This window comes from Piscinibacter lacus (assembly GCF_016735685.1).
GTDB lineage: Bacteria > Pseudomonadota > Gammaproteobacteria > Burkholderiales > Burkholderiaceae_C > Aquariibacter > Aquariibacter lacus.
Window position 1 is genome coordinate 561760 of sequence record NZ_JAERRA010000002.1, and the last position, 17679, is coordinate 579438.

Here is a 17679-nt window from a genome sequence, read left to right on the forward strand (position 1 = left end):
CGACGGTGCGTCGGGCGCCCGGGCCGGCGCATTACACCTGAGGGTCGATGACCGCACGCCGGGCTCAGGGCGCGCAGCTACGGAAACCGGCGATCACGTCATGGCGGCCCGGACGGTAGAAGTTACGCATGCGCCGGTCGCGCAGACGCATCGGCGTGGTCCAGGCCGCGCCGCGCAGCACGCGGTGGTCGCCGAACCAGGGCTGGGAGTAGTCGCGGTAGGGATGGGGCCGGAAGCCCTCGAAGGGGCTGAAGGCCTCGGCCGTCCATTCCCAGACCTCGCCCCAGGCGAAGCCGGTGGCCGGCGGCAGGCGGGCGGCGGCCAGCCATTCGGCCTCGGTCGGCAGGCGACGGCCGGCCCATCGGCACCAGGCCTCGGCCTCGAAGGCGCTCACCTGCTGCATGGCGGCCTCGGGATCGACCGGCAGCCAGCGCGCGAAGACGCGCCGCTCGGCACCCGCCTGGTTGATCGGGGCCCGCGCCCCGTCCGGGCCGGGCATGCGCAGCGCGCGCGGCAGGGCCTCGCCCTCGGCCGCGCGGGCCTGGCGCCAGGCCCAGCCGGCGGGCGACCAGAGCCGCGGGTCCTCGTAGCCGCCGTCCTCGACGAAGGCCAGGAAATCGCGCTGGCGCAGCGGCCGGGCGTCGATGCGGAAGGGCGCCAGCTCGACCTGGCGCCGGCCGCATTCGTTGTCGAAGCGAAAGGCCTCGGCCTCGCCGTCCTCGCCCAGCTCGATGGGGCCGCCGGGCAGGCTCAGCTCGGGCCGCGCGGGCGGGGCTGCCGGCGGGCGCGGCGCCTGGGGGCCGGGATCCAGGCCGAGCTGCTGGGCCAGCATCAGGCCGGCCTCCTGGTGCATGTCCTCATGGGCCAGCACCAGGCGGTAGAAGTAGAGGCCGGCGTCGTCGCCCGGGGCATGCGCCAGCAGGGCCAGGGTCTCGTCCAGGCCCTGGTGCAGGCGCTCGCGGGTGGCTTGCAGATCGGGCAGGGGCAAGTGCCAGCGGCTGGCATGGGGGACGTGGCTGGAGTCGTGCAGGCGGTCGTCGTCCAGCGGGCTGGCCACTGGCGCCGGCGGGTGGCGGGGGGCCAGGGGGTCGGCCTCGGCACCGCGGTGGCGCTGTTCGGCCGGCAGGCGGGCGATCCACCAGGACTGGAACCAGGCGATGTGGCCGGCTTCCCACAGCGGCAGGTTCAGGCTGTCGCGCTGCGGCACGCGCAGGGCCGGACCGAGCTGGGCGGCCAGCACGGTGAGCAGGTCGAGGGTGGCCTGCCGGCTGGCCCGCAGCATGGCCGCAAGCTGGGGCGCGGCGACGGTGCGGAAACTGGCGTCAAGATCCATGGTTGAGGCGCATGGTAGGCCGACCGGCCGGGGCCCCGGCGAAGGCCCGTCGGGAACACGGGCCGCCGGCTGCCGCGGCGCCGGCGGCAAGCCCGGTGTGCTACACCGCCGGCCATGTCGCGCCCGCTGATCCACCTCGTCACGCCCGCCCGGGCGGCCGACAACAACGGCAATTGGCAGACCGCCGCCCGCTGGGCGCGCCTGCTGCGCAGCACGGCCGACTGCCGGATCGCGGGCGACTGGACCGGCACCGAGCCCGGCCCCCTGCCCGACGGCCTGATCGCCCTGCATGCGCGGCGCTCGGCCGGGGCGGTGGCGCGCTGGCGGGCGGCGCATCCCGGCCGGCCGCTGGGCCTGGTGCTGACCGGCACCGACCTCTACAAGGACCTGCCCGCCGGCGATCCGCAGGCCCTGCGCTCGCTGGACCTGGCCGATCGCCTGCTGCTGCTGCAACCCGAGGCCCTGCAGGCCCTGCCGGCCGCGCACCGGGCGCGCGCCGACGTGTGCTGGCAATCGACCACGCCGCGCCGCACCCTGCCCAAGACCAGCCGCCACCTTCGCGCCCTCGTCGTCGGCCACCTGCGGGCCGAGAAGGCGCCGGAGCTGATCTTCGCCCTGGCCGAACTCCTGGCCGAACGGCAGGATCTCTTCATCGACCACCTCGGCGCCCCGCTGGACCCGGCCCTGGGCGCCCAGGCCCAGGCCCTGGCCGCGCGCTGCCCGCGCTACCGCTGGCTGGGCGCCCGGCCGCATGGCGAGACGCGCCAGCGCATCCAGCGCGCCCACCTGCTGATCCATCCCAGCCACATGGAAGGCGGCGCGCATGTGGTGATGGAGGCCGTCTGCAGCGGCACGCCGGTGCTGGCCTCGCGGGTGTCCGGCAATGTCGGCATGCTGGGCGAGGACTGGCCCGGCTACTTCGCCCCCGGCGACGCCGACAGCCTGCGGCTGGCCCTGGTCGCGCTGCGCGACGAGCCCGCCCGGCTCGCCACCTTGCAGGCCCGCGCCGAGGCGCTGGCGCCGCGCTTCCTGCCCGGCCACGAGCAGGCCTGCCTGCGCAACTGGCTGGGCCGGCTCGGCCTGGCCGAAGCGCCCGGCTGCGCGTGAAGACCGACACTGTCAGGATGCGCTGACGCCCGCGACCCTGTCCTTGCCCCTGCCCCTGCGCCCGCCCCCTTGTGCCGCATGCTGCGCCGCGACGGGCCGAGCGCCCTACCCTGCCCCACGGAGCCCCCGATGAACAGCCCCAGCCCCGAAACCTGCCCCGCCCCCGCGCCCGTGCCGCGCCTGACCTCGCTCTCCCACGGCGGCGGCTGCGGCTGCAAGATCGCCCCGGGCGTGCTGTCCGAAATCCTCAAGGGCACGGCCGCCATGCCGATCCCGCCCGAGCTGATGGTGGGCATCGAGACCGCCGACGACGCCGCCGTCTACAAGCTCAACGAGGAGCAAGCACTGATCGCGACGACGGACTTCTTCATGCCCATCGTCGACGACCCCTACGACTTCGGCCGCATCGCCGCCACCAATGCCATCAGCGATGTCTATGCCATGGGCGGCCGGCCCATCCTGGCCCTCGCCCTGGTCGGCATGCCGATCAATGTGCTGCCGGTCGAGGTGATCGGTCGCATCCTGGATGGCGGCCAGTCGGTGTGCCGCGCGGCCGGCATCCCCATCGCCGGCGGCCACACCATCGACTCGGTCGAAGCCATCTACGGCCTGGTGGCCCTGGGCCTGGTCCACCCCAAGCGGGTCAAGCGCAATGCCGATGCGAAGGTGGGCGACCGGCTCATCCTTGGCAAGCCGCTGGGCGTGGGCGTGCTTTCGGCGGCGCTCAAGAAGGAGCAGCTCGGCGCCGAGGGCTATGCCCAGATGATCGCCAGCACCACCAAGCTCAACACCCCCGGCCCGGACCTGGCGGCGATCGACGGCGTGCATGCCCTGACTGATGTGACCGGCTTCGGCCTGGCCGGCCACGGCCTGGAGCTGGCCCGCGGCGCCGGCGCCAGCCTGCGCATCGACTGGGCCCGCGTGCCCCTGCTGGCCGGCGTGCGCGGCCTGGCCGAACAGGGCTTCGTGACCGGCGCCTCCGGCCGCAACTGGACCGGCTACGGCAGCCAGGTGGCCCTGGGCAGCCGGCGCGACGCGATCGACCAGGCCCTGCTGACCGACCCGCAGACCAGCGGCGGCCTGCTGGTGAGCTGCGCGCCCGAGGCCGTCGAGGCCGTGCTGGCCGTTTTCCAAGTCCACGGCTTTGCCGCCGCGGCGGAGATCGGCGAGATCGTCGCCGCCGGCAGCGAAGGGCCGCGGCTGATCGTTGACTGAGGCGGCCTCAGTCGCCCGCGCCGCCGCGCCGCGCGGCCTTGCGCTCGCCCAGCAGGCGCTTGCCGTCGAGGCGGCGGCGCACCGAGGCACGGGTCGGGCGGGTGGCCAGGCGGGGCTGGGGCGGCCGGGCGGCGGCGTCGACCAGGGCTTGCAGCCGCGCCAGGGCCTCGGCCTGGTTGCGCAGCAGGCTGCGCTCGGTCTGGGCCTTGATGACGAGGACGCCGTCGCGGCTCAGGCGCTGGTCGGCCCGCGCGAGCAGCCGGGCCTTGACCGGCTCGGGCAGGCTGGAAGCTGCCACGTCGAAGCGCAACTGCACCGCATTCGAGACCTTGTTGACGTTCTGTCCCCCCGGGCCCTGGGCGCGGATGGCCGTCCATTCCAGCTCGGCGGGATCGATGAGGATGCGGCTCATGGCCCGGGCAGCGTGCGCAGCCGGTCTCAGGTGCCGCCGGTGGACGAGGACTGGCGGGTCTCGTCGAAGCGGCGCTGCAGTTCCTGGCGCAACTGGCGGCGGACTTTCGCGGCCTCGAAGCGGCGCAGGGCCTCGGGCGTCTCGATGGGCAGCGGCCGCACTTTCTGCGGCTTGCCGGCCTCGTCGAGCGCCACCATGGTGAAGAAGCAACTGTTCACATGGCGGACGGCCTGGGTGCGGATGTTCTCGGCCACCACCTTGACGCCGACTTCCATGGAGGTGTTGCCCGTGTGGTTGACCGAGGCCAGGAAGGTGAGCAGCTCGCCGACCTGCACCGGCTCGCGGAAGATGACCGAATCGACCGAGAGGGTGACGACATAGCTGCCGGCATAGCGCGCCGCGCAGGCATAGGCGACCTGGTCGAGCAGGCGCAGGATCTGGCCGCCGTGGACCTTGCCGGAGAAGTTCGCCATGTCGGGCGTCATCAGCACGGTCATCGAGAGATGGGGCGAGCTCATCGGCAGGTCTCCGTGGGACATGAGGCGCTTCGGCAAGCAAGCGCCGAACCCGGCACCCGCCCGCGGGCGCCGCGGCGCGGATTGTGGGGCGGCCCGGCCAGGCCGCGGCTCGGGCTCAGCCCGGGTCGGCGCCGTCCTCGTCGAGGCAGCGCACCGGCACGCGCGGCGAAAGCGCGCACATCAGCTCGTAGGCCACGGTGCCGCAGGCCTCGGCGACTTCGTCGATGGGGAGGCGGCTGCCCCCCGGGCCCTCGCCCCAGAGCGTGACCTCGGCTCCGACGCCGGCCGGCCGGCCGGCGGCGCGCAGGGGCTCCAGGTCGACCGCCAGCATGTCCATCGAGACCCGGCCGACGGTGCGGGTGCGCAGGCCGTCGACGAGCACCGGGGCGCCGGCCTCGGTCTCGGCCGGCGCATGGCGCGGGTAACCGTCGGCATAGCCGCAGGCGGCGATGCCGATGCGCATGGCGCGCGCGGCGCGGTAGCAGCTGCCGTAGCCGACGGTCTCGCCGGGCTGCAGGTCCTGCACGGCAATGAGCCGGCTGCGCAGGGTCTGGGCGGGGCGCAGGTCCCAGTCGGCGGCGCTGCGGCGCGGATGGTCGGGCGAGCCGCCGTAGAGCATCAGGCCGGCGCGGACCCAGTCGGCCGCCAGCAGGGTGTCGGCAGCGTCGCCGGCTTCGGGCCGCGGGCCGCCGGCTGCCGCAGCAGCCTGGTGCAGGGGCCGGCGGCCGTGGCGCAGCAGGGCCGCGCTGTTGGCCAGGCTGCGCTCGCCGGGCAGGCCGGCGGTGGCATCGAGCCAGCGCGCGCAGGCCGCGGCGATGCCGCGCGGCGGCAGGGCGCCGGCCGCATGGGGGTCGGCCTCGGCCTCCGCATCGGCGTCCGCATCGGCAAAGTGGCTCATCAGCGAGATTTCCTCGACCTGGGGCAGCGCATCGAGCCGCGCCCAGGCGCCGCGCAGGGCCTGCGGCGCGAAGCCCAGGCGGTTCATGCCGCTGTTGAGCTTGAGGAAGATGCGCTGCGGCACATCGGTCTTGTGCGCGGCCAGCCAGTCGATCTGCGCCTCGTGGTGGATGACATGCCACAGGCCCAGGCGCGAGGCCGCCTCCAGGTCGCGCGGCTCGAAAGCGCCCTCCAGCAGCAGGATGGGGCCGCGCCAGCCCAGGGCGCGCAGGCGCTCGGCCTCGGCAAGGTCGAGCAGGGCGAAGGCATCGGCGCCGCGCAGGGCCGGGTAGACACGCTCGATGCCATGGCCGTAGGCATCGGCCTTGACGACGGCCAGCAGCCGGGCATCGGGCGCATGGGCGCGGGCGCGGGCCAGGTTGTGGCGCAGGGCGGCGGGGTGGATCAGGGCCTGGATCGGGCGGGGCATGGGCGCGGCGGTGGGGTCAGGAGGCCGCCGGCTCGCGGCCGGCGCAGGCGCAAGTGTGGCCCCTCACACGGCCGCGCCGGGCGCTGCGGGCCGGGTCGACCCTGGCTGCCATCCGTCAAGAAGCGCGTGCTATAACCCGCCGCCCCTGGCGTCTACGGTGGGCACGTGGCCTGCACGGCGGGCCGCGCCCGAGGCCGTCCCACCGAACGAGCAGAACCAAGCGCATGAAGCGCGGCTTCCACACCATCATGTCAGCGCAGTTCTTCAGCTCGCTGGCGGACAACGCGCTCTTCGTCGCCGCCGTCGAGCTGCTGCGCAGCAGCGGCGAGCCGGAATGGCAGCGCGCGGCCCTGGTGCCGATGTTTGCGCTGTTCTATGTGCTGCTCGCGCCCTTCGTCGGCGCCTTCGCCGATGCGGTGCCCAAGGGCCGGGTGATGTTCGTGTCGAACACGATCAAGGTGATCGGCTGCCTGGCCATGCTCTTCGGCACGCATCCGCTGGCGGCCTATGCCATCGTCGGCCTGGGCGCGGCGGCCTATTCGCCGGCCAAGTACGGCATCCTCACCGAGCTGCTGCCGCCCTCGCAACTGGTCCAGGCCAATGGCTGGATCGAGGGGCTGACCATCGCCTCGATCATCCTGGGCGTGGTGCTGGGCGGGCAGCTCATCGGCCCGGTCATCTCGCCGCACCTGATGGGCCTGGGCCTGCCGGGCATCACCCAGCCGGCGCAGGCGGCCATTGCCAGCCTGGTGCTGCTCTATGTGATCGCGGCGGTCTTCAACCTCTTCATCCCGCGCACCGAGGCCCGGCTGCTGCCCATGGCCGGCCCGCTGGCCCTGTTGCGCGACTTCGTGTCCTGCAATGCCCGGCTGTGGAACGACAAGCTGGGCCAGATCTCGCTGGCCACGACCACGCTGTTCTGGGGCGTCAGCGGCAACCTGCGCTACATCGTGCTGGCCTGGGCCGCGGCGGCGCTGGGCTATGGCACGACCCAGGCCTCGACCCTGGTCGGCGTGGTGGCCATCGGCACGGCCGTCGGCGCGGTGGCGGCCTCGCTGCGCATGCGGCTGGAGGATGCCACCCGCACGCTGCCGCTGGGCATCGGCATGGGCTTGCTGATGATCGTGCTGATCTTCATCCGCGACGCCTGGCTGGCCGCCCCCTTCCTGCTGCTGCTGGGCGCGCTGGGCGGCTTCCTGGTCGTGCCGATGAATGCGCTGCTCCAGCACCGCGGCCACAACCTGATGGGGGCCGGCCGCTCGATCGCCGTGCAGAACTTCAACGAGCAGGCCTGCATCCTCGGCCTGGGCGCGGCCTACGCCGGCATGACGACGGTGGGCCTGTCGGCCTTCGGCGCGATCACGATCTTCGGCCTGGCCGTTGCCGGCACCATGGCCCTGATCCGCCGCTGGCACCGGCGCAATGGCGTGCTGCACCGCGAGGAGCTGGAGCGCCTGCTGCAGATCGCCCGCAGCGACTGCCACTGAGCGGCGGGGCGATGTCGGCTGCCTTCTCGGGCCGCGGCGGGGCCGTGGCGGCGCTGGTCTTCAATGCGACGGTCTGGGGCCTGTCCTGGTGGCCCTTGCGGCAATTGCAGGCCGCCGGCCTGCATGCGCTGTGGGCCACGGGCGCCGTCTTCCTGATCGCCGTGCTGCTGATGGCCTGGCGCGAGCCGCAGGCCCTGGGGCAGGTGCTGCGCAGCCGGCCGCTGATCGCCCTGCTGCTGGCCGCCGGCCTGACCAATGCCTGCTTCAACTGGGCCGTCAGCATCGGCGACGTGCTGCGCGTGGTGCTGCTGTTCTACCTGATGCCGCTCTGGGCGGTCGGCCTGGGCTGGGCGCTGCTGGGCGAGAAGCCGACCGCGCGCGACCTGCTGCGCGTGCTGCTGGCCCTGGGCGGCGCCGTGCTGGTGCTGCTGCCCGAGGGCGGCGCTTCGCCCGATGCCGCAGCCCCCGCGGCCCTGGGCCTGCCCGAGCTGCTGGGCGTGGCCGGCGGCTTCGGATTCGCGCTGAACAATGTGCTGCTGCGGCGCGAGGCCGAGGCCACGCCCGCCGCACGCGGCATGGCCATGTTCCTGGGCGGCCTGCTGGTCGGCAGCGGCCTGGCCCTGGCGCTGGGCCTGCTCGGCCAGGTGCCGGCGCCGCCGGCGCCCTGGCCGCTGCCGGGCTGGCTGCCGCTGGCCCTGCTGCTGGCGCTGGCCTTCAGCGCCTCGAACATGGCCTTGCAGCACGGCGCCGCACGGCTGCCGGCCAGCGTGACGGCGGTGATCATGCTCACCGAGGTGCCGATCGCCGCCCTGTCGTCGGTGGCCCTGGGCGAGCAGGCCCTGAGCCCCGGCCTGCTGGGCGGCGGCGGCCTGATCCTGCTGGCGGCGCTGCTCTCGATCGGGCCAGCGGCGCCGGCCAAGCCGGCGGCCTGATCGCCCGGCCGGCCGCGGTTCAGCCGCGGCGGGCGGCGTTGAGCGTGTCGCGCGTGGCCAGGGCCTCGCGGCGGGCGGCCTCGGCAAAGTCCGGCCCGGCGCTGGCATAGAGCACCGCACGCGAGGAATTCACGACGATCGGCGCCGTGCTGCCGCCCTCGGGCGTGCCGCGCCAGGCGGCGCGCACCGTGGCTGCGGCATCGCCGCCCTGCGCACCCACCCCGGGGATCAGCAGCGGCAGCGTCGGCGCCAGCGCGCGCACGCGGGCCAGCTCCTCGGGCCAGGTCGCGCCGACGACCAGGCCGAGCTGGCCGTTGCGGTTCCAGCGGGTCTCGGCCATCGCGGCCAGGTGCTCGTAAAGCCGCGGCTGGCCCGGCAGGTCGGCCAGGCGCTGGGCCTGCCAGTCCGCCCCGCCCGGATTGGAGGTGCGGCAGAGCAGGAAGACGCCCTTGCCGGGCCGGCGCAGGTAGGGTTCGACCGTGTCGAAGCCCATGAAGGGCGAGACGGTGACGGCATCGGCCTGGTAGCGGTCGAAGGCCTCGCGGGCGTACTGCTCGGCGGTCGCGCCGATGTCGCCGCGCTTGGCGTCGAGGATGACCGGCACATCGGGCGCGGTGCGGGCCAGGTAGGCCATCAGGCGTTCGAGCTGGTCCTCGGCCCGGTGCGCGGCGAAGTAGGCGATCTGCGGCTTGTAGGCCAGCACCAGATCCTTGGTCGCATCGACGATGCGGGCGCAGAAATCGAAGATGCGGCCCGCATCGCCCGTCCACGGGGCCGGGAACTTGGCGGGATCGGGGTCGAGACCGACGCACAGCAGGCTGTCGGCCCGGCGCTCGGCGGCGTGCAGGCGGTCGAGAAAGGACATGCCGCAATGGTAAGGGGCCCCCGCAGGGGCCCCTGGGTACCCTCCGCCGGGCGCCTTGCGGGCCCGGCGCAGCGGTGTCGGCTTACTTGCTGGTTGCTTCGGTCAGGCGACGGCCCAGCGACACGCCGTAGGGCGCGGCGCGGGCGTTCAGCACCGGGTCGGCCGAGGGCGCGATGCCCTTGGGCAGCACGATCGGGTTGAAGGTCATGCGCTCGCAGGCGCCGGCACCGTCGGCCTCGACCTTGTCGATCACGAGCTGGCCGGCCGGCAGCAGCAGGCGGCTGTCGGGCCAGGCTTCGGTCGGGTTGGTCAGGTTGTCGCCGGCTTCGGCAAGCTGCAACTTGAAATCGAAGACCACCGGGCCGGCGGCCACGCGCTTGCGCAGTTCATCGGCCAGGAAGTTGTCCGGCAGGGCCTTGAGCTGCTCGTCGTTCAGGCCCTCGAAGCCCTTGACCGGCACGAACTGCCAGCGCACGTGGCGGTTCACGCCCTGGGCATCGCTGAGGATGAAGGCATTGGTGCTCCAGTAGGGCGTGGCGCCATAGCTGGCCGGCACCGGGTTCTTGGCGAAGTAGGCGCCCTGCTTGGTGGTGTCCGGATTGGCTTCGTTGAAGGCCTTGAGCTTGGCCGCATCGGGCTTGCCGGTGGCCGGGTCGGCGGTGCGCGCTTCGAGGAAGGGCACGAACTGCTCGGGCCGGCTGACGAAGAAGACCGGCGCCGAGACATTGGCCATCTGCCACTGCTCGCCATTGGCCAGGTCCAGGGCCACGGCCAGGCCGCGGGCCGACTTGCCCTTGTCGCTGGCGCGCGGGTTGCCGCCGCCGACCGAGAAGCGGATCACCGCCGGCACCTTGTCGCCGTTGAAGACGGCCGCCGTCGACAGCGTGCGGCCGACGGTGTTGCCGACGAAATGGCCGGTGGCGCACAGGCCCTTGGCGAAGGAGCGGCGCGTGCCCGGCTGCTTGCCGGCCAGGCCTTCGAGCGCATTGACCTGGGCTTCGGCGGCCGAGACCTGGGCCTGGGCCGGCAGGGTGGACAGGCCGGCGAGCACGGCGGCCGCAGCCAGGCCGAGAAGGGAGGGGGTCGAGGTCATGATGATTCCTTGGACGGAGGACGCAGGGGGTGGGAGGGGACAGCCGAGGCCCGGGCCGCACGGAAGCTCCGCTGGGGGAGACCGCGATGGCCAAGGGCTGCGGGGAGGCGGCAGCACCGCCTCACGCCGGGTGGGTCGAAGCGGGCGGGCCGGCCTTACAGTGATCCCGCGCCGGCACGGCGCCCGCACCGGCAGGATGAGGGTTCGTCATGACGGCCGTCATGGTGTCCGGCGAACATCGACGAGCATGTGGAAGGAGGTCGGCAATGCCGGTCATCGTGGTGGCCAATCCCAAGGGCGGCGTGGGCAAGTCGACGGTGTCGACGAACCTGGCCGGCTATCTGGCCCGGCAGGGCCATGCGGTGATGCTCGGCGACGCCGACCGCCAGCAGTCCTCGGCCGCCTGGCTGGCCCAGCGGGCGCCCGAGCTGCCGCCCATCCGCGGCTGGGAACTGACCGAGCATGAGGCCATCGTGCGCCCGCCCAAGGGCACGACCCATCTGGTGCTCGACACCCCGGCCGGCCTGCACGGCAAGCGGCTCGATGCGGTGATGAAGCTGGCCGACCGGGTGCTGGTGCCGCTGCAGGCCAGCCTCTTCGACATCCGCGCCAGCGCGGCCTTCCTGGCCGAGCTGCAGGCCCGCCGCAAGCATGCGAAGGTGCCGCTGGCCGTGCTTGGCAACCGCGTGCGCGAGCACACCCATGCCGCCCAGCAGTTGCAGGAATTCCTCGGCCAGCTCGGCGTGCCCGTGCTCGGCCCCCTGCGCGAGACGCAGAACTATGTGCAGCTTGCCGCCCACGGCCTGACGCTGTGGGACGTGGCGCCCGCCCGGGTCGAAAAGGACCTGGCGCAATGGCGCTCGGTGCTCGACTGGCTGAATGCGTCCTGAGCCCCCCGAAACCCGGGCCACCCCCCTCCAACGAGGGGGAAAGCTCGGCTAGCATCCGGGACGGCCCGGCCAAGTCGAGCGGGGCATGAAAAAAATCACAGGGACGGAGGGTGACGCGATGCGGGTGCTGCTGGTAGACGACCATCCCCTCGTGCTTTCGGGCATGAAGGCCCTGATCGAGAGCCTGGAGCCTGCGGCACGGGTGATGCAAGCCAACAGCGCGGCCGCGGCGCGGCACCTGCTGGAGCATGAGGCCGACCACGATCTGGTGCTGCTCGATCTGCAACTGGGCGATGCCGACGGCTTCGTCCTGCTCGCCGAGCTGCGCGAGCTGTATCCCGCCCTGCCCGTGGTGGTGATCTCCGGGGCCAGCAACAACCAGGACGTGATCCGCTGCATCGACCTGGGCGCCATGGGCTATGTCTCCAAGCGGGCAAGCACCGAGGAGCTGACCGCCGCCCTGCTGCTGGTGATGTCCGGGGGCATCTACGTGCCGCCGATGGCCACCGAAAGCGCAACCGCCGGCGCCGCGGTCAGCCTGGGCGTGACGGCCAACGGCGAGGCGCAACCGGCCCAGGTGAGCCTGGCCGAGCTGGGCCTGACCCCGCGCCAGACCGATGTGCTCACCCTGCTGCTGCAGGGCAAGCCCAACAAGGTGATCGCCCGCGAGCTGAGCCTGTCGGTCGAGACCATCAAGGACCATGTCGCCGCCGTGCTGCGCGCCCTGGGCGTGAACACCCGAACCCAGGCGGTGCTGGCCGTCGGCCAGATGTCGGTGCAGGGCGGCTACCTGCCCGGCTGGCGCCGGCCGCAGCGCGCAAGCCCGGCGGCGGCGGCAAACCCCGCGAAATGAAGCCGGGCGAGGGGCCCGAGGGCCTGCCCGCGCCCGAAGACGAAACCTTCCTGAGCGAAGCCCGGCTGCTGCCGGACAAGGTCAGTGCCCTCTATGCCCAGGTCGGGGTGTCGCTGTTCGGCAACCTGCTGGGCGCACTGGTCGTCTTCGCGATCTACCTGCCGACCACGCCGGCCGTGACGCTGTGGGGCTGGGCCGGCATCTTCAGCATCGTCTGGCTGACCCGGCTGGCCCTGCGCGGGCGTTACGAAAAGACCAGCCTGGGCGCGCGGGCCGCCGAGGCCCCGCTGTGGCTGCGGCGCTGGAATGTGAGCGTGATGGCCTCGGGCGTGGTCTGGGGCCTGGCGCCCTGGCTGCTCTACAGCCATGGCTCGGCGCTGTCGCAGACGGCGCTGATCATCATCGTCTACAGCTATGCGGTGGGCTCCATCACCCTGCTGGCGCCGCAGTTCCGCATCTTCGCCAGCTTCATCGTGCTGGCCCTGCTGCCCTTGATCGCCCGGGTGGCGATCGACCCGCAGCATGGCGGCCCGGTGCTGGCCGGCGTGCTGGGCCTGGCCTTCGCGATGACGGCCACCCTGGGCAGCGTCTACCGGGCGACCTTCGAGCGCACCATCCGCCTGAAGGTGCGCACCGAGGCCCTGGCCGAGCAGCTCCGGGCCGAGAAGGCGGTGGCCGAGCAGGCGCGCCGCGCCGCCGAGACCGCCAGCCGCGCCAAGACCCAGTTCCTTGCCGCCGCCAGCCACGACCTGCGCCAGCCCTTGCATGCCCTGGGCCTGTTCGCCGAGGCCCTGCGCGCCCGCACCCAGGGGCAGTTGGAGGTGGTGAGCCTGGTCAACAGCATCAACAGCTCGGTCGAGGCGCTGGAGGCATTGTTCGGCGAGCTGCTCGACCTGAGCAAGATCGACTCCGGCGTGGTCGAGCCCGTGCCCGCGCACTTTGCCTGCGCCCAGCTCTTCAGCCGGCTGCGCCTGCAGTACGCGCCGATTGCCTTCGAGAAGGGCCTGGCCCTGCGCTTCCGCGGCCACCAGCACGCCTTCTTCGCCGACCCGGTGCTGGTCGACCGCATCGTCCGCAACCTGCTCGCCAATGCCATCCGCTACACCGAGGACGGCGGCGTGCTGGTGGCCGCACGGCGACGCGGCGATCAGGTGCGCATCGAGGTCTGGGACAGCGGCGTGGGCATCAGTCCGGTCGAGCAGGACCGCATCTTCGACGAGTTCTACCAGGCCCCCGGCCGGCCGGCCCTGGCGCCGCAGGAGCGCAAGGGCCTGGGCCTGGGGCTGGCCATCGTGCGGCGCCTGTCGCGGCTGATGGCCGCACCGGTCGGGCTGCGCTCCTGGCCGGGGCGGGGCTCGGTCTTCCACCTGTCCCTGCCGGCCGGCCGGCTGCCGCCCGACCGGCCGCCGCCGCCGCTGCCCGGCCCGCGCGCGGAGCTGACCCTGGCCGGCCGCTCCATACTCGTCGTCGAGGACGAGGCGGCGGTGCGCGACAGCCTGCGCGTGCTGCTGCAGGGCTGGGAGGCGCAGGTCGAGCTGGTCGACAGCCTGGCCGGCCTGGAGGCCTGGCTGGCCCTGGCCTCGACCCAGGGCAAGCCCCGGCCCGACCTGCTGCTGGTCGACTACCGCCTGCCCGACGGCAACGGCCTGCAGGTGCTCAAGCGCCTGCGCGCCCAGGCCGGCCTGGGCGAGCTGCCGGCGCTGATGATCACCGGCAGCACCCTGGGCGGGCAGGAGGACCAGGCCGAGGCCCTGGGCTTCCACCTGCTCACCAAGCCGGTGAGCCCGCAGCGGCTGCGGGCCATGATCAGCTTCAAGCTCGGCCGCAAGGGCGCCCCGCCCCGGGTGAACCCCGGGGAACCGGCCGGGGCGGCCCCGCTCCCACCTGCCCCATGACCTGTCCCTTCCGCTTGTTCGCGCGCAGCCTGCCGGCCCTGGGCCTGATGGCGCTGCTGTTCACGGCGCCGGCCGCCCATGCCACCGGCCCGCGGGGCCTGGCCCTCATCACCAACCAGGGCAGCCACGATGTCTCGGTGATCGACCTGGCCACGCTGCGCGTGCAGGCCACGGTGCCGGTGGGCCAGGGCCCGGCCGGCATTGCCGTCAGCGCGCAGGGCGACCGCGCCTACATCAGCAACCCGGGCAGCGACGAAGTCGTCGCGCTCGATCTTCGGACGCTGAAGGTCGCCGCCCGGGCCAAGGCCGGCGGGGGCGCGGTCGGCATCGCCGTCAGCCCCGACGGCGGCACCGTCTACCTGGCCGACTGGTTCGGCAACCGCCTGCTTGCCCTGGATGCGCAGACCCTGGCCGAGCGCTGGGCCCTGCCGCTGGGCCGCGCGCCGGCCGGCGTGGCGGTGCATCCGGACGGGCACAGCGTCTACGTCGTCGAGCGCGACGAGGACCGGCTCAGCGTGATCGACCCGGCCACGCGCACGGTGCGGGCGCGCGCGGCGGTGGGCGCCCATCCCTTCGCGCTCACGCATGACGCGCCGCGCGAGCGGCTCTATGTGCTCAATGTCTACGGCGACAGCGTGAGCGTGCTCGACGCCCGCAGCCTGGCGCCCGTGGGCACCGTGGCCGTCGGAAAGCGCCCCTACAGCGCGGCCCTGGCCGCCGGCGGGCGCCGGCTGTATGTGAGCAACCAGGGCAGCGACTCGGTCAGCGTGATCGACCCGGACACGCTGCGCGTGATCGACACCCTGCCCGGCTTCGGCTACCCCGAGGGCGTGGCCGCCCAGGACGGGCAGGTGCTGGTCGTGAACTGGATGGATGACAATGTTTCGGTGCTCGACGGATCCAGCGGCAAGACGCTTGCCACGCTGCCTGTCGGCAGCAATCCGCGCGGCTTCGGTGTCTTCATCGGCACGCCGCGCGCGCAGCCCGACCCCGGTTCCACCCCCAGGTGAAGCAAGGCGCCGCACGAGCGTCCTTCCCCTTCCTTCCCTTCCAGGAGACACGATGAGGTTTTCCCGCCGCCTGGCCTGCGCCGCTGTCGCGCTGGCCTTCGCGCCCACCTTCGCCGCGGCCCACGGCCCGACGCGCCAGAAGGCCAGCGAAGTCATCACCATCGACGCCCCGCCGGCTGCCGTCTGGGCCCTGATCAAGGACTTCAGCGCGCTGAGCAAGTGGCACCCCGCCGTGGCCGAGAGCCCGGCGGACAAGGGCAACGAAGTCGGCTCGGTGCGCCAGCTCAAGCTGAAGAACGGCGGCGCGCTGACCGAGACGCTCGAAGGCTACAACGCCGAGAAGATGAGCTACAGCTACCGCGCCAAGGATGGTGGCGCGCTGCCGGTGACAAACTACACCTCGACCATCACCGTGATGGACGAGGGCGGCAAGGCCAAAGTGCAGTGGCGCGGCGCCTTCTACCGCGGCTACCCGAACAACGATCCGCCGCCGGACCAGAACGACGAAGCCGCGGTCAAGGCCATCACCGGCGTCTACCAGTCCGGCCTGCAGAACCTCAAGGCCCTGGCCGAGAAGAAGTGATCCCGGCCCGCCGGCCCGCTGCGGCCGGCCCGGTCCGACCCCCCGGGGCTGCCGCTGGCAGCCCTTTTTCATGGGCGTCATGAGCCCTCGGGCGCTGCGCGAGGGTGGCCGGGCGCACCGACCCGGCCGGGGCCAGGGCCTAGAGTCAAGGCCTCTTTCCCTTCCGGAGCACGGCATGCTCGAAACCCTTGCGATCGTGCTTCTGCTGCTGTGGCTGCTGGGGCTGGTCAGCTCCACCACCCTCGGCGGCTTCATCCATGTGCTGCTGGTGCTGGCCCTGGCCGTGATCCTGCTGCGGGTGATCCGCGGGCAGAGGCTGTGAGCCGGGCCTGCCGGGTTGGCAGCCCGTGAGGACGCTGCGTGTGCTGGCCCTGCTGCTTTTGCTGGGTGGACTGCTCGGCCTGGTCGATCTGGGCTTCCATCCCCTGACCCTTTGGGCCTGGGTACCGCCTGGCGCGACCATCGGCCCCCTGCCCGCCTGGGCGAGCATCGGGGCCATCGTGATCGGGCACGGCCTGCAGATGATCGAGCCGGGCGGGGCGTGAAACCCTCGCCGCCCCAGGCCGCAGGCCCCCGTGGACGGTGTCCGCGGGGGCCTGCGGCCTTCTGGGATGCGCCGGGCCGCAGGCCCGGGGCTCAGGGGCGCACGATGACCTCGTTGCGCACCGACTTCACCCCCTCGACCTTGCGGGTGAGCGACTCGGCCACGCTGCGTTCGTCCTGGCTCTTGGCAAAGCCCGACAGCATCACCGTGCCGTTGAGCGTCTCGACGTGGATGCTGGTGCCGGCCACGTCCTTGTTGTCAAGCAACCGCGCCTTGACGCTGGTGGTGATCGCCGTGTCGTCGACATAGGCGCCAACGGTCTGCTGGCCACGGCCGACCGCGCAGCCCGCCAGGGCCGAGACGAGCAGGCCCAGGCCGAGCAGCCGGCCGGGAGAGAGGGAAGAGGTCATGATGAAGGTCCTTGGGAGGGTCGGACCGCGCAGATCGCGGCCCGGAGCCCGGCCCCCGGCGGCTCAGGCGCATCGGGCGGTTCGGGCTTGCACCCCATGCTGGCGCAAGCCGTCACGGCCGTCTGTTCGACAGGCCGCCCTGCGCCGGCCTCAGAAGACCAGGCGGCTGATGCCGTGGAAGAGCGCCGCGATCAGCGCCGCGGCCGGAATCGTCAAGGCCCAGGCCCAGACGACGGGGCCGGCCAGGCCCCGGCGCACGGCCGACATCCGCCGCGTCGAACCCGCGCCGACCAGGGCGCCGGTGATCGTGTGCGTGGTCGAGACCGGGATGCCGAGGGCGGTGGCCACGAAGAGCGTGAGGGCCCCGCCGGCTTCGGCGCAGAAACCGTCGACCGGCTTGAGCCGGGTCAGGCGCTGGCCCATGGTCTTGACGATGCGCCAGCCGCCAAACATCGTGCCGGCCGCGATCGCGAGGTAGCAGCCGCCGATCGCCCAGCCGGGCGGCGAGGCATCGCTGCCGGCGGCGTGGCCGCTGGCGATCAGCAGCATCCAGAGGATGCCTATCGATTTCTGCGCATCGTTGCCGCCGTGGCCCAGGCTGTGGAGGCCGGCCGAGACGAGTTGCAGGCGGCGGAAGCCGCGGTCCGCCTTCAGCGGCGGCATGCCGCGGCAGATCCAGGCCACCGCCACCCTGAGCAGCGCGCCGAGCAGGAAGCCCAGCAAGGGCGAGAGGACGAGAAAGGCCAGGGTGAGGCCGATGCCGGTGGCGATCAGGGCCGATGGCCCGGCCTGGGCCAGCGCCGCACCGACGAGGCCGCCGATCAGCGCATGCGAGCTTGAGGAGGGGATGCCGGAGAACCAGGTGATCAGGTTCCAGGCGATCGCACCGGCCAGCGCGCCGAACAGCACATGCTGGTCGACCAGACCGGGCTGCACGATGCCCTTGCCGACGGTCGCCGCCACCGCCAGGTGGAAGACGAAGATCGCGATGAAGTTGAAGAAGGCGGCGAAGACCACCGCATGCTGCGGCTTCAGCACCCCGGTGGAGACGACGGTGGCGATGGAATTCGCCACGTCGTGGAAGCCGTTCATGAAGCTGAAGCCCAGGGCCAGCAGGACCAGCAGCACCAGCACCCAGAACCCGATCCCGACCTCCGCCATGCCCG

General features: G+C 72.9%; 19 protein-coding genes. 11 read left to right on the forward strand and 8 right to left on the reverse strand.

The window, feature by feature from the left end; genetic code table 11:
- Window positions 1–64: 64 nt before the first annotated feature.
- Entirely contained in the window at window positions 65–1333 is a 1269-nt protein-coding gene (gene senA / locus JI742_RS14080) for a selenoneine synthase SenA (protein WP_201827528.1), read from the reverse strand.
- Between the two features lie 114 nt (window positions 1334–1447).
- Here senA and senB point away from each other — a divergent pair, with 114 nt between their 5' ends.
- Both senB and selD read left to right on the forward strand, forming a co-directional pair.
- Window positions 1448–2440, forward strand: coding sequence for a selenoneine biosynthesis selenosugar synthase SenB (gene senB / locus JI742_RS12975; RefSeq protein WP_201827530.1), 993 nt, complete (start codon window positions 1448–1450; stop codon window positions 2438–2440).
- Window positions 2441–2569: 129 nt separating this feature from the next.
- Window positions 2570–3655, forward strand: coding sequence for a selenide, water dikinase SelD (gene selD, locus JI742_RS12980; RefSeq protein WP_201827532.1), 1086 nt, complete (start codon window positions 2570–2572; stop codon window positions 3653–3655).
- Between the two features lie 7 nt (window positions 3656–3662).
- Here the strand turns inward: selD and arfB are convergent, their stop codons facing one another.
- From arfB to alr, 3 genes are all read right to left on the reverse strand, one after another.
- Window positions 3663–4067, reverse strand: coding sequence for an alternative ribosome rescue aminoacyl-tRNA hydrolase ArfB (gene arfB / locus JI742_RS12985; RefSeq protein ID WP_201827534.1), 405 nt, complete (start codon window positions 4065–4067; stop codon window positions 3663–3665).
- A gap of 26 nt (window positions 4068–4093) precedes the next feature.
- The gene (locus JI742_RS12990) at window positions 4094–4585 is read right to left on the reverse strand and encodes an acyl-CoA thioesterase (RefSeq protein WP_201827536.1); all 492 of its coding nucleotides are present in this window, start codon (window positions 4583–4585) and stop codon (window positions 4094–4096) included.
- Between the two features lie 115 nt (window positions 4586–4700).
- A complete protein-coding gene (gene alr / locus JI742_RS12995) occupies window positions 4701–5951 on the reverse strand; it encodes an alanine racemase (protein WP_201827538.1) in 1251 nt (416 codons plus the stop codon).
- Window positions 5952–6175: 224 nt separating this feature from the next.
- On the opposite strand from alr, the gene lplT reads away from it, so the two are divergent.
- Entirely contained in the window at window positions 6176–7438 is a 1263-nt protein-coding gene (gene lplT / locus JI742_RS13000; protein ID WP_201827540.1) for a lysophospholipid transporter LplT, read from the forward strand.
- 11 nt (window positions 7439–7449) lie between these two features.
- Entirely contained in the window at window positions 7450–8370 is a 921-nt protein-coding gene (locus JI742_RS13005) for a DMT family transporter (RefSeq protein WP_201827542.1), read from the forward strand.
- Window positions 8371–8389: 19 nt separating this feature from the next.
- Here the strand turns inward: JI742_RS13005 and pyrF are convergent, their stop codons facing one another.
- Together pyrF and JI742_RS13015 are read right to left on the reverse strand one after the other, a co-directional pair.
- Window positions 8390–9235, reverse strand: a complete 846-nt coding sequence (pyrF, locus tag JI742_RS13010; protein WP_201827544.1) for an orotidine-5'-phosphate decarboxylase — start codon at window positions 9233–9235, stop codon at window positions 8390–8392.
- Window positions 9236–9317: 82 nt separating this feature from the next.
- Window positions 9318–10328, reverse strand: a complete 1011-nt coding sequence (locus JI742_RS13015) for a catalase family peroxidase (protein WP_201827546.1) — start codon at window positions 10326–10328, stop codon at window positions 9318–9320.
- A 266-nt stretch (window positions 10329–10594) separates the two neighbouring features.
- On the opposite strand from JI742_RS13015, the gene JI742_RS13020 reads away from it, so the two are divergent.
- From JI742_RS13020 to JI742_RS13050, 7 genes are all read left to right on the forward strand, one after another.
- Window positions 10595–11218: a ParA family protein gene (locus tag JI742_RS13020; protein WP_201827548.1), complete on the forward strand. Its 624-nt coding sequence runs from the start codon at window positions 10595–10597 to the stop codon at window positions 11216–11218.
- An 85-nt stretch (window positions 11219–11303) separates the two neighbouring features.
- Window positions 11304–12071 (forward strand): response regulator, encoded by a 768-nt coding sequence (locus JI742_RS13025; RefSeq protein ID WP_236677026.1) that lies wholly within the window; start codon window positions 11304–11306, stop codon window positions 12069–12071.
- The gene (locus tag JI742_RS13030) at window positions 12068–13966 is read left to right on the forward strand and encodes an ATP-binding response regulator (protein ID WP_201827550.1); all 1899 of its coding nucleotides are present in this window, start codon (window positions 12068–12070) and stop codon (window positions 13964–13966) included. The genes JI742_RS13025 and JI742_RS13030 overlap by 4 nt, the downstream gene beginning before the upstream one ends.
- Window positions 13963–14976 carry a YncE family protein gene (locus JI742_RS13035; RefSeq protein WP_236677027.1) on the forward strand — a complete coding sequence of 338 codons (1014 nt, stop codon included), beginning with the start codon at window positions 13963–13965 and terminating at the stop codon, window positions 14974–14976. The genes JI742_RS13030 and JI742_RS13035 overlap by 4 nt, the downstream gene beginning before the upstream one ends.
- Before the next feature lie 52 nt (window positions 14977–15028).
- The gene (locus JI742_RS13040) at window positions 15029–15559 is read left to right on the forward strand and encodes an SRPBCC family protein (protein WP_201827552.1); all 531 of its coding nucleotides are present in this window, start codon (window positions 15029–15031) and stop codon (window positions 15557–15559) included.
- Between the two features lie 175 nt (window positions 15560–15734).
- Window positions 15735–15881 (forward strand): lmo0937 family membrane protein, encoded by a 147-nt coding sequence (locus tag JI742_RS13045; RefSeq protein WP_201827554.1) that lies wholly within the window; start codon window positions 15735–15737, stop codon window positions 15879–15881.
- A 25-nt stretch (window positions 15882–15906) separates the two neighbouring features.
- Window positions 15907–16104, forward strand: coding sequence for a hypothetical protein (locus tag JI742_RS13050; RefSeq protein ID WP_201827556.1), 198 nt, complete (start codon window positions 15907–15909; stop codon window positions 16102–16104).
- Between the two features lie 91 nt (window positions 16105–16195).
- Here JI742_RS13050 and JI742_RS13055 read toward each other — a convergent pair whose 3' ends face one another.
- Together JI742_RS13055 and JI742_RS13060 are read right to left on the reverse strand one after the other, a co-directional pair.
- The gene (locus tag JI742_RS13055; RefSeq protein WP_201827558.1) at window positions 16196–16513 is read right to left on the reverse strand and encodes a BON domain-containing protein; all 318 of its coding nucleotides are present in this window, start codon (window positions 16511–16513) and stop codon (window positions 16196–16198) included.
- 150 nt (window positions 16514–16663) lie between these two features.
- A complete protein-coding gene (locus JI742_RS13060) occupies window positions 16664–17674 on the reverse strand; it encodes an inorganic phosphate transporter (protein ID WP_201827560.1) in 1011 nt (336 codons plus the stop codon).
- Between the last annotated feature and the right edge of the window lie 5 nt (window positions 17675–17679).

What these genes read in the sequence shown, in the direction of transcription:
- pyrF (WP_201827544.1), bottom strand. Translation starts at nt 9,235, where the DNA reads ATGTCCTTTCTCGACCGCCTGCACGCCGCCGAGCGCCGGGCCGACAGC.
- senB (WP_201827530.1), top strand. Translation starts at nt 1,448, where the DNA reads ATGTCGCGCCCGCTGATCCACCTCGTCACGCCCGCCCGGGCGGCCGAC.
- JI742_RS13030 (WP_201827550.1), top strand. Translation starts at nt 12,068, where the DNA reads ATGAAGCCGGGCGAGGGGCCCGAGGGCCTGCCCGCGCCCGAAGACGAA.
- lplT (WP_201827540.1), top strand. Translation starts at nt 6,176, where the DNA reads ATGAAGCGCGGCTTCCACACCATCATGTCAGCGCAGTTCTTCAGCTCG.
- arfB (WP_201827534.1), bottom strand. Translation starts at nt 4,067, where the DNA reads ATGAGCCGCATCCTCATCGATCCCGCCGAGCTGGAATGGACGGCCATC.
- JI742_RS13040 (WP_201827552.1), top strand. Translation starts at nt 15,029, where the DNA reads ATGAGGTTTTCCCGCCGCCTGGCCTGCGCCGCTGTCGCGCTGGCCTTC.
- JI742_RS13055 (WP_201827558.1), bottom strand. Translation starts at nt 16,513, where the DNA reads ATGACCTCTTCCCTCTCTCCCGGCCGGCTGCTCGGCCTGGGCCTGCTC.
- JI742_RS13005 (WP_201827542.1), top strand. Translation starts at nt 7,450, where the DNA reads ATGTCGGCTGCCTTCTCGGGCCGCGGCGGGGCCGTGGCGGCGCTGGTC.
- JI742_RS12990 (WP_201827536.1), bottom strand. Translation starts at nt 4,585, where the DNA reads ATGAGCTCGCCCCATCTCTCGATGACCGTGCTGATGACGCCCGACATG.
- JI742_RS13035 (WP_236677027.1), top strand. Translation starts at nt 13,963, where the DNA reads ATGACCTGTCCCTTCCGCTTGTTCGCGCGCAGCCTGCCGGCCCTGGGC.
- JI742_RS13025 (WP_236677026.1), top strand. Translation starts at nt 11,304, where the DNA reads ATGAAAAAAATCACAGGGACGGAGGGTGACGCGATGCGGGTGCTGCTG.
- selD (WP_201827532.1), top strand. Translation starts at nt 2,570, where the DNA reads ATGAACAGCCCCAGCCCCGAAACCTGCCCCGCCCCCGCGCCCGTGCCG.
- JI742_RS13015 (WP_201827546.1), bottom strand. Translation starts at nt 10,328, where the DNA reads ATGACCTCGACCCCCTCCCTTCTCGGCCTGGCTGCGGCCGCCGTGCTC.
- JI742_RS13060 (WP_201827560.1), bottom strand. Translation starts at nt 17,674, where the DNA reads ATGGCGGAGGTCGGGATCGGGTTCTGGGTGCTGGTGCTGCTGGTCCTG.
- JI742_RS13045 (WP_201827554.1), top strand. Translation starts at nt 15,735, where the DNA reads ATGCTCGAAACCCTTGCGATCGTGCTTCTGCTGCTGTGGCTGCTGGGG.
- JI742_RS13020 (WP_201827548.1), top strand. Translation starts at nt 10,595, where the DNA reads ATGCCGGTCATCGTGGTGGCCAATCCCAAGGGCGGCGTGGGCAAGTCG.
- alr (WP_201827538.1), bottom strand. Translation starts at nt 5,951, where the DNA reads ATGCCCCGCCCGATCCAGGCCCTGATCCACCCCGCCGCCCTGCGCCAC.
- senA (WP_201827528.1), bottom strand. Translation starts at nt 1,333, where the DNA reads ATGGATCTTGACGCCAGTTTCCGCACCGTCGCCGCGCCCCAGCTTGCG.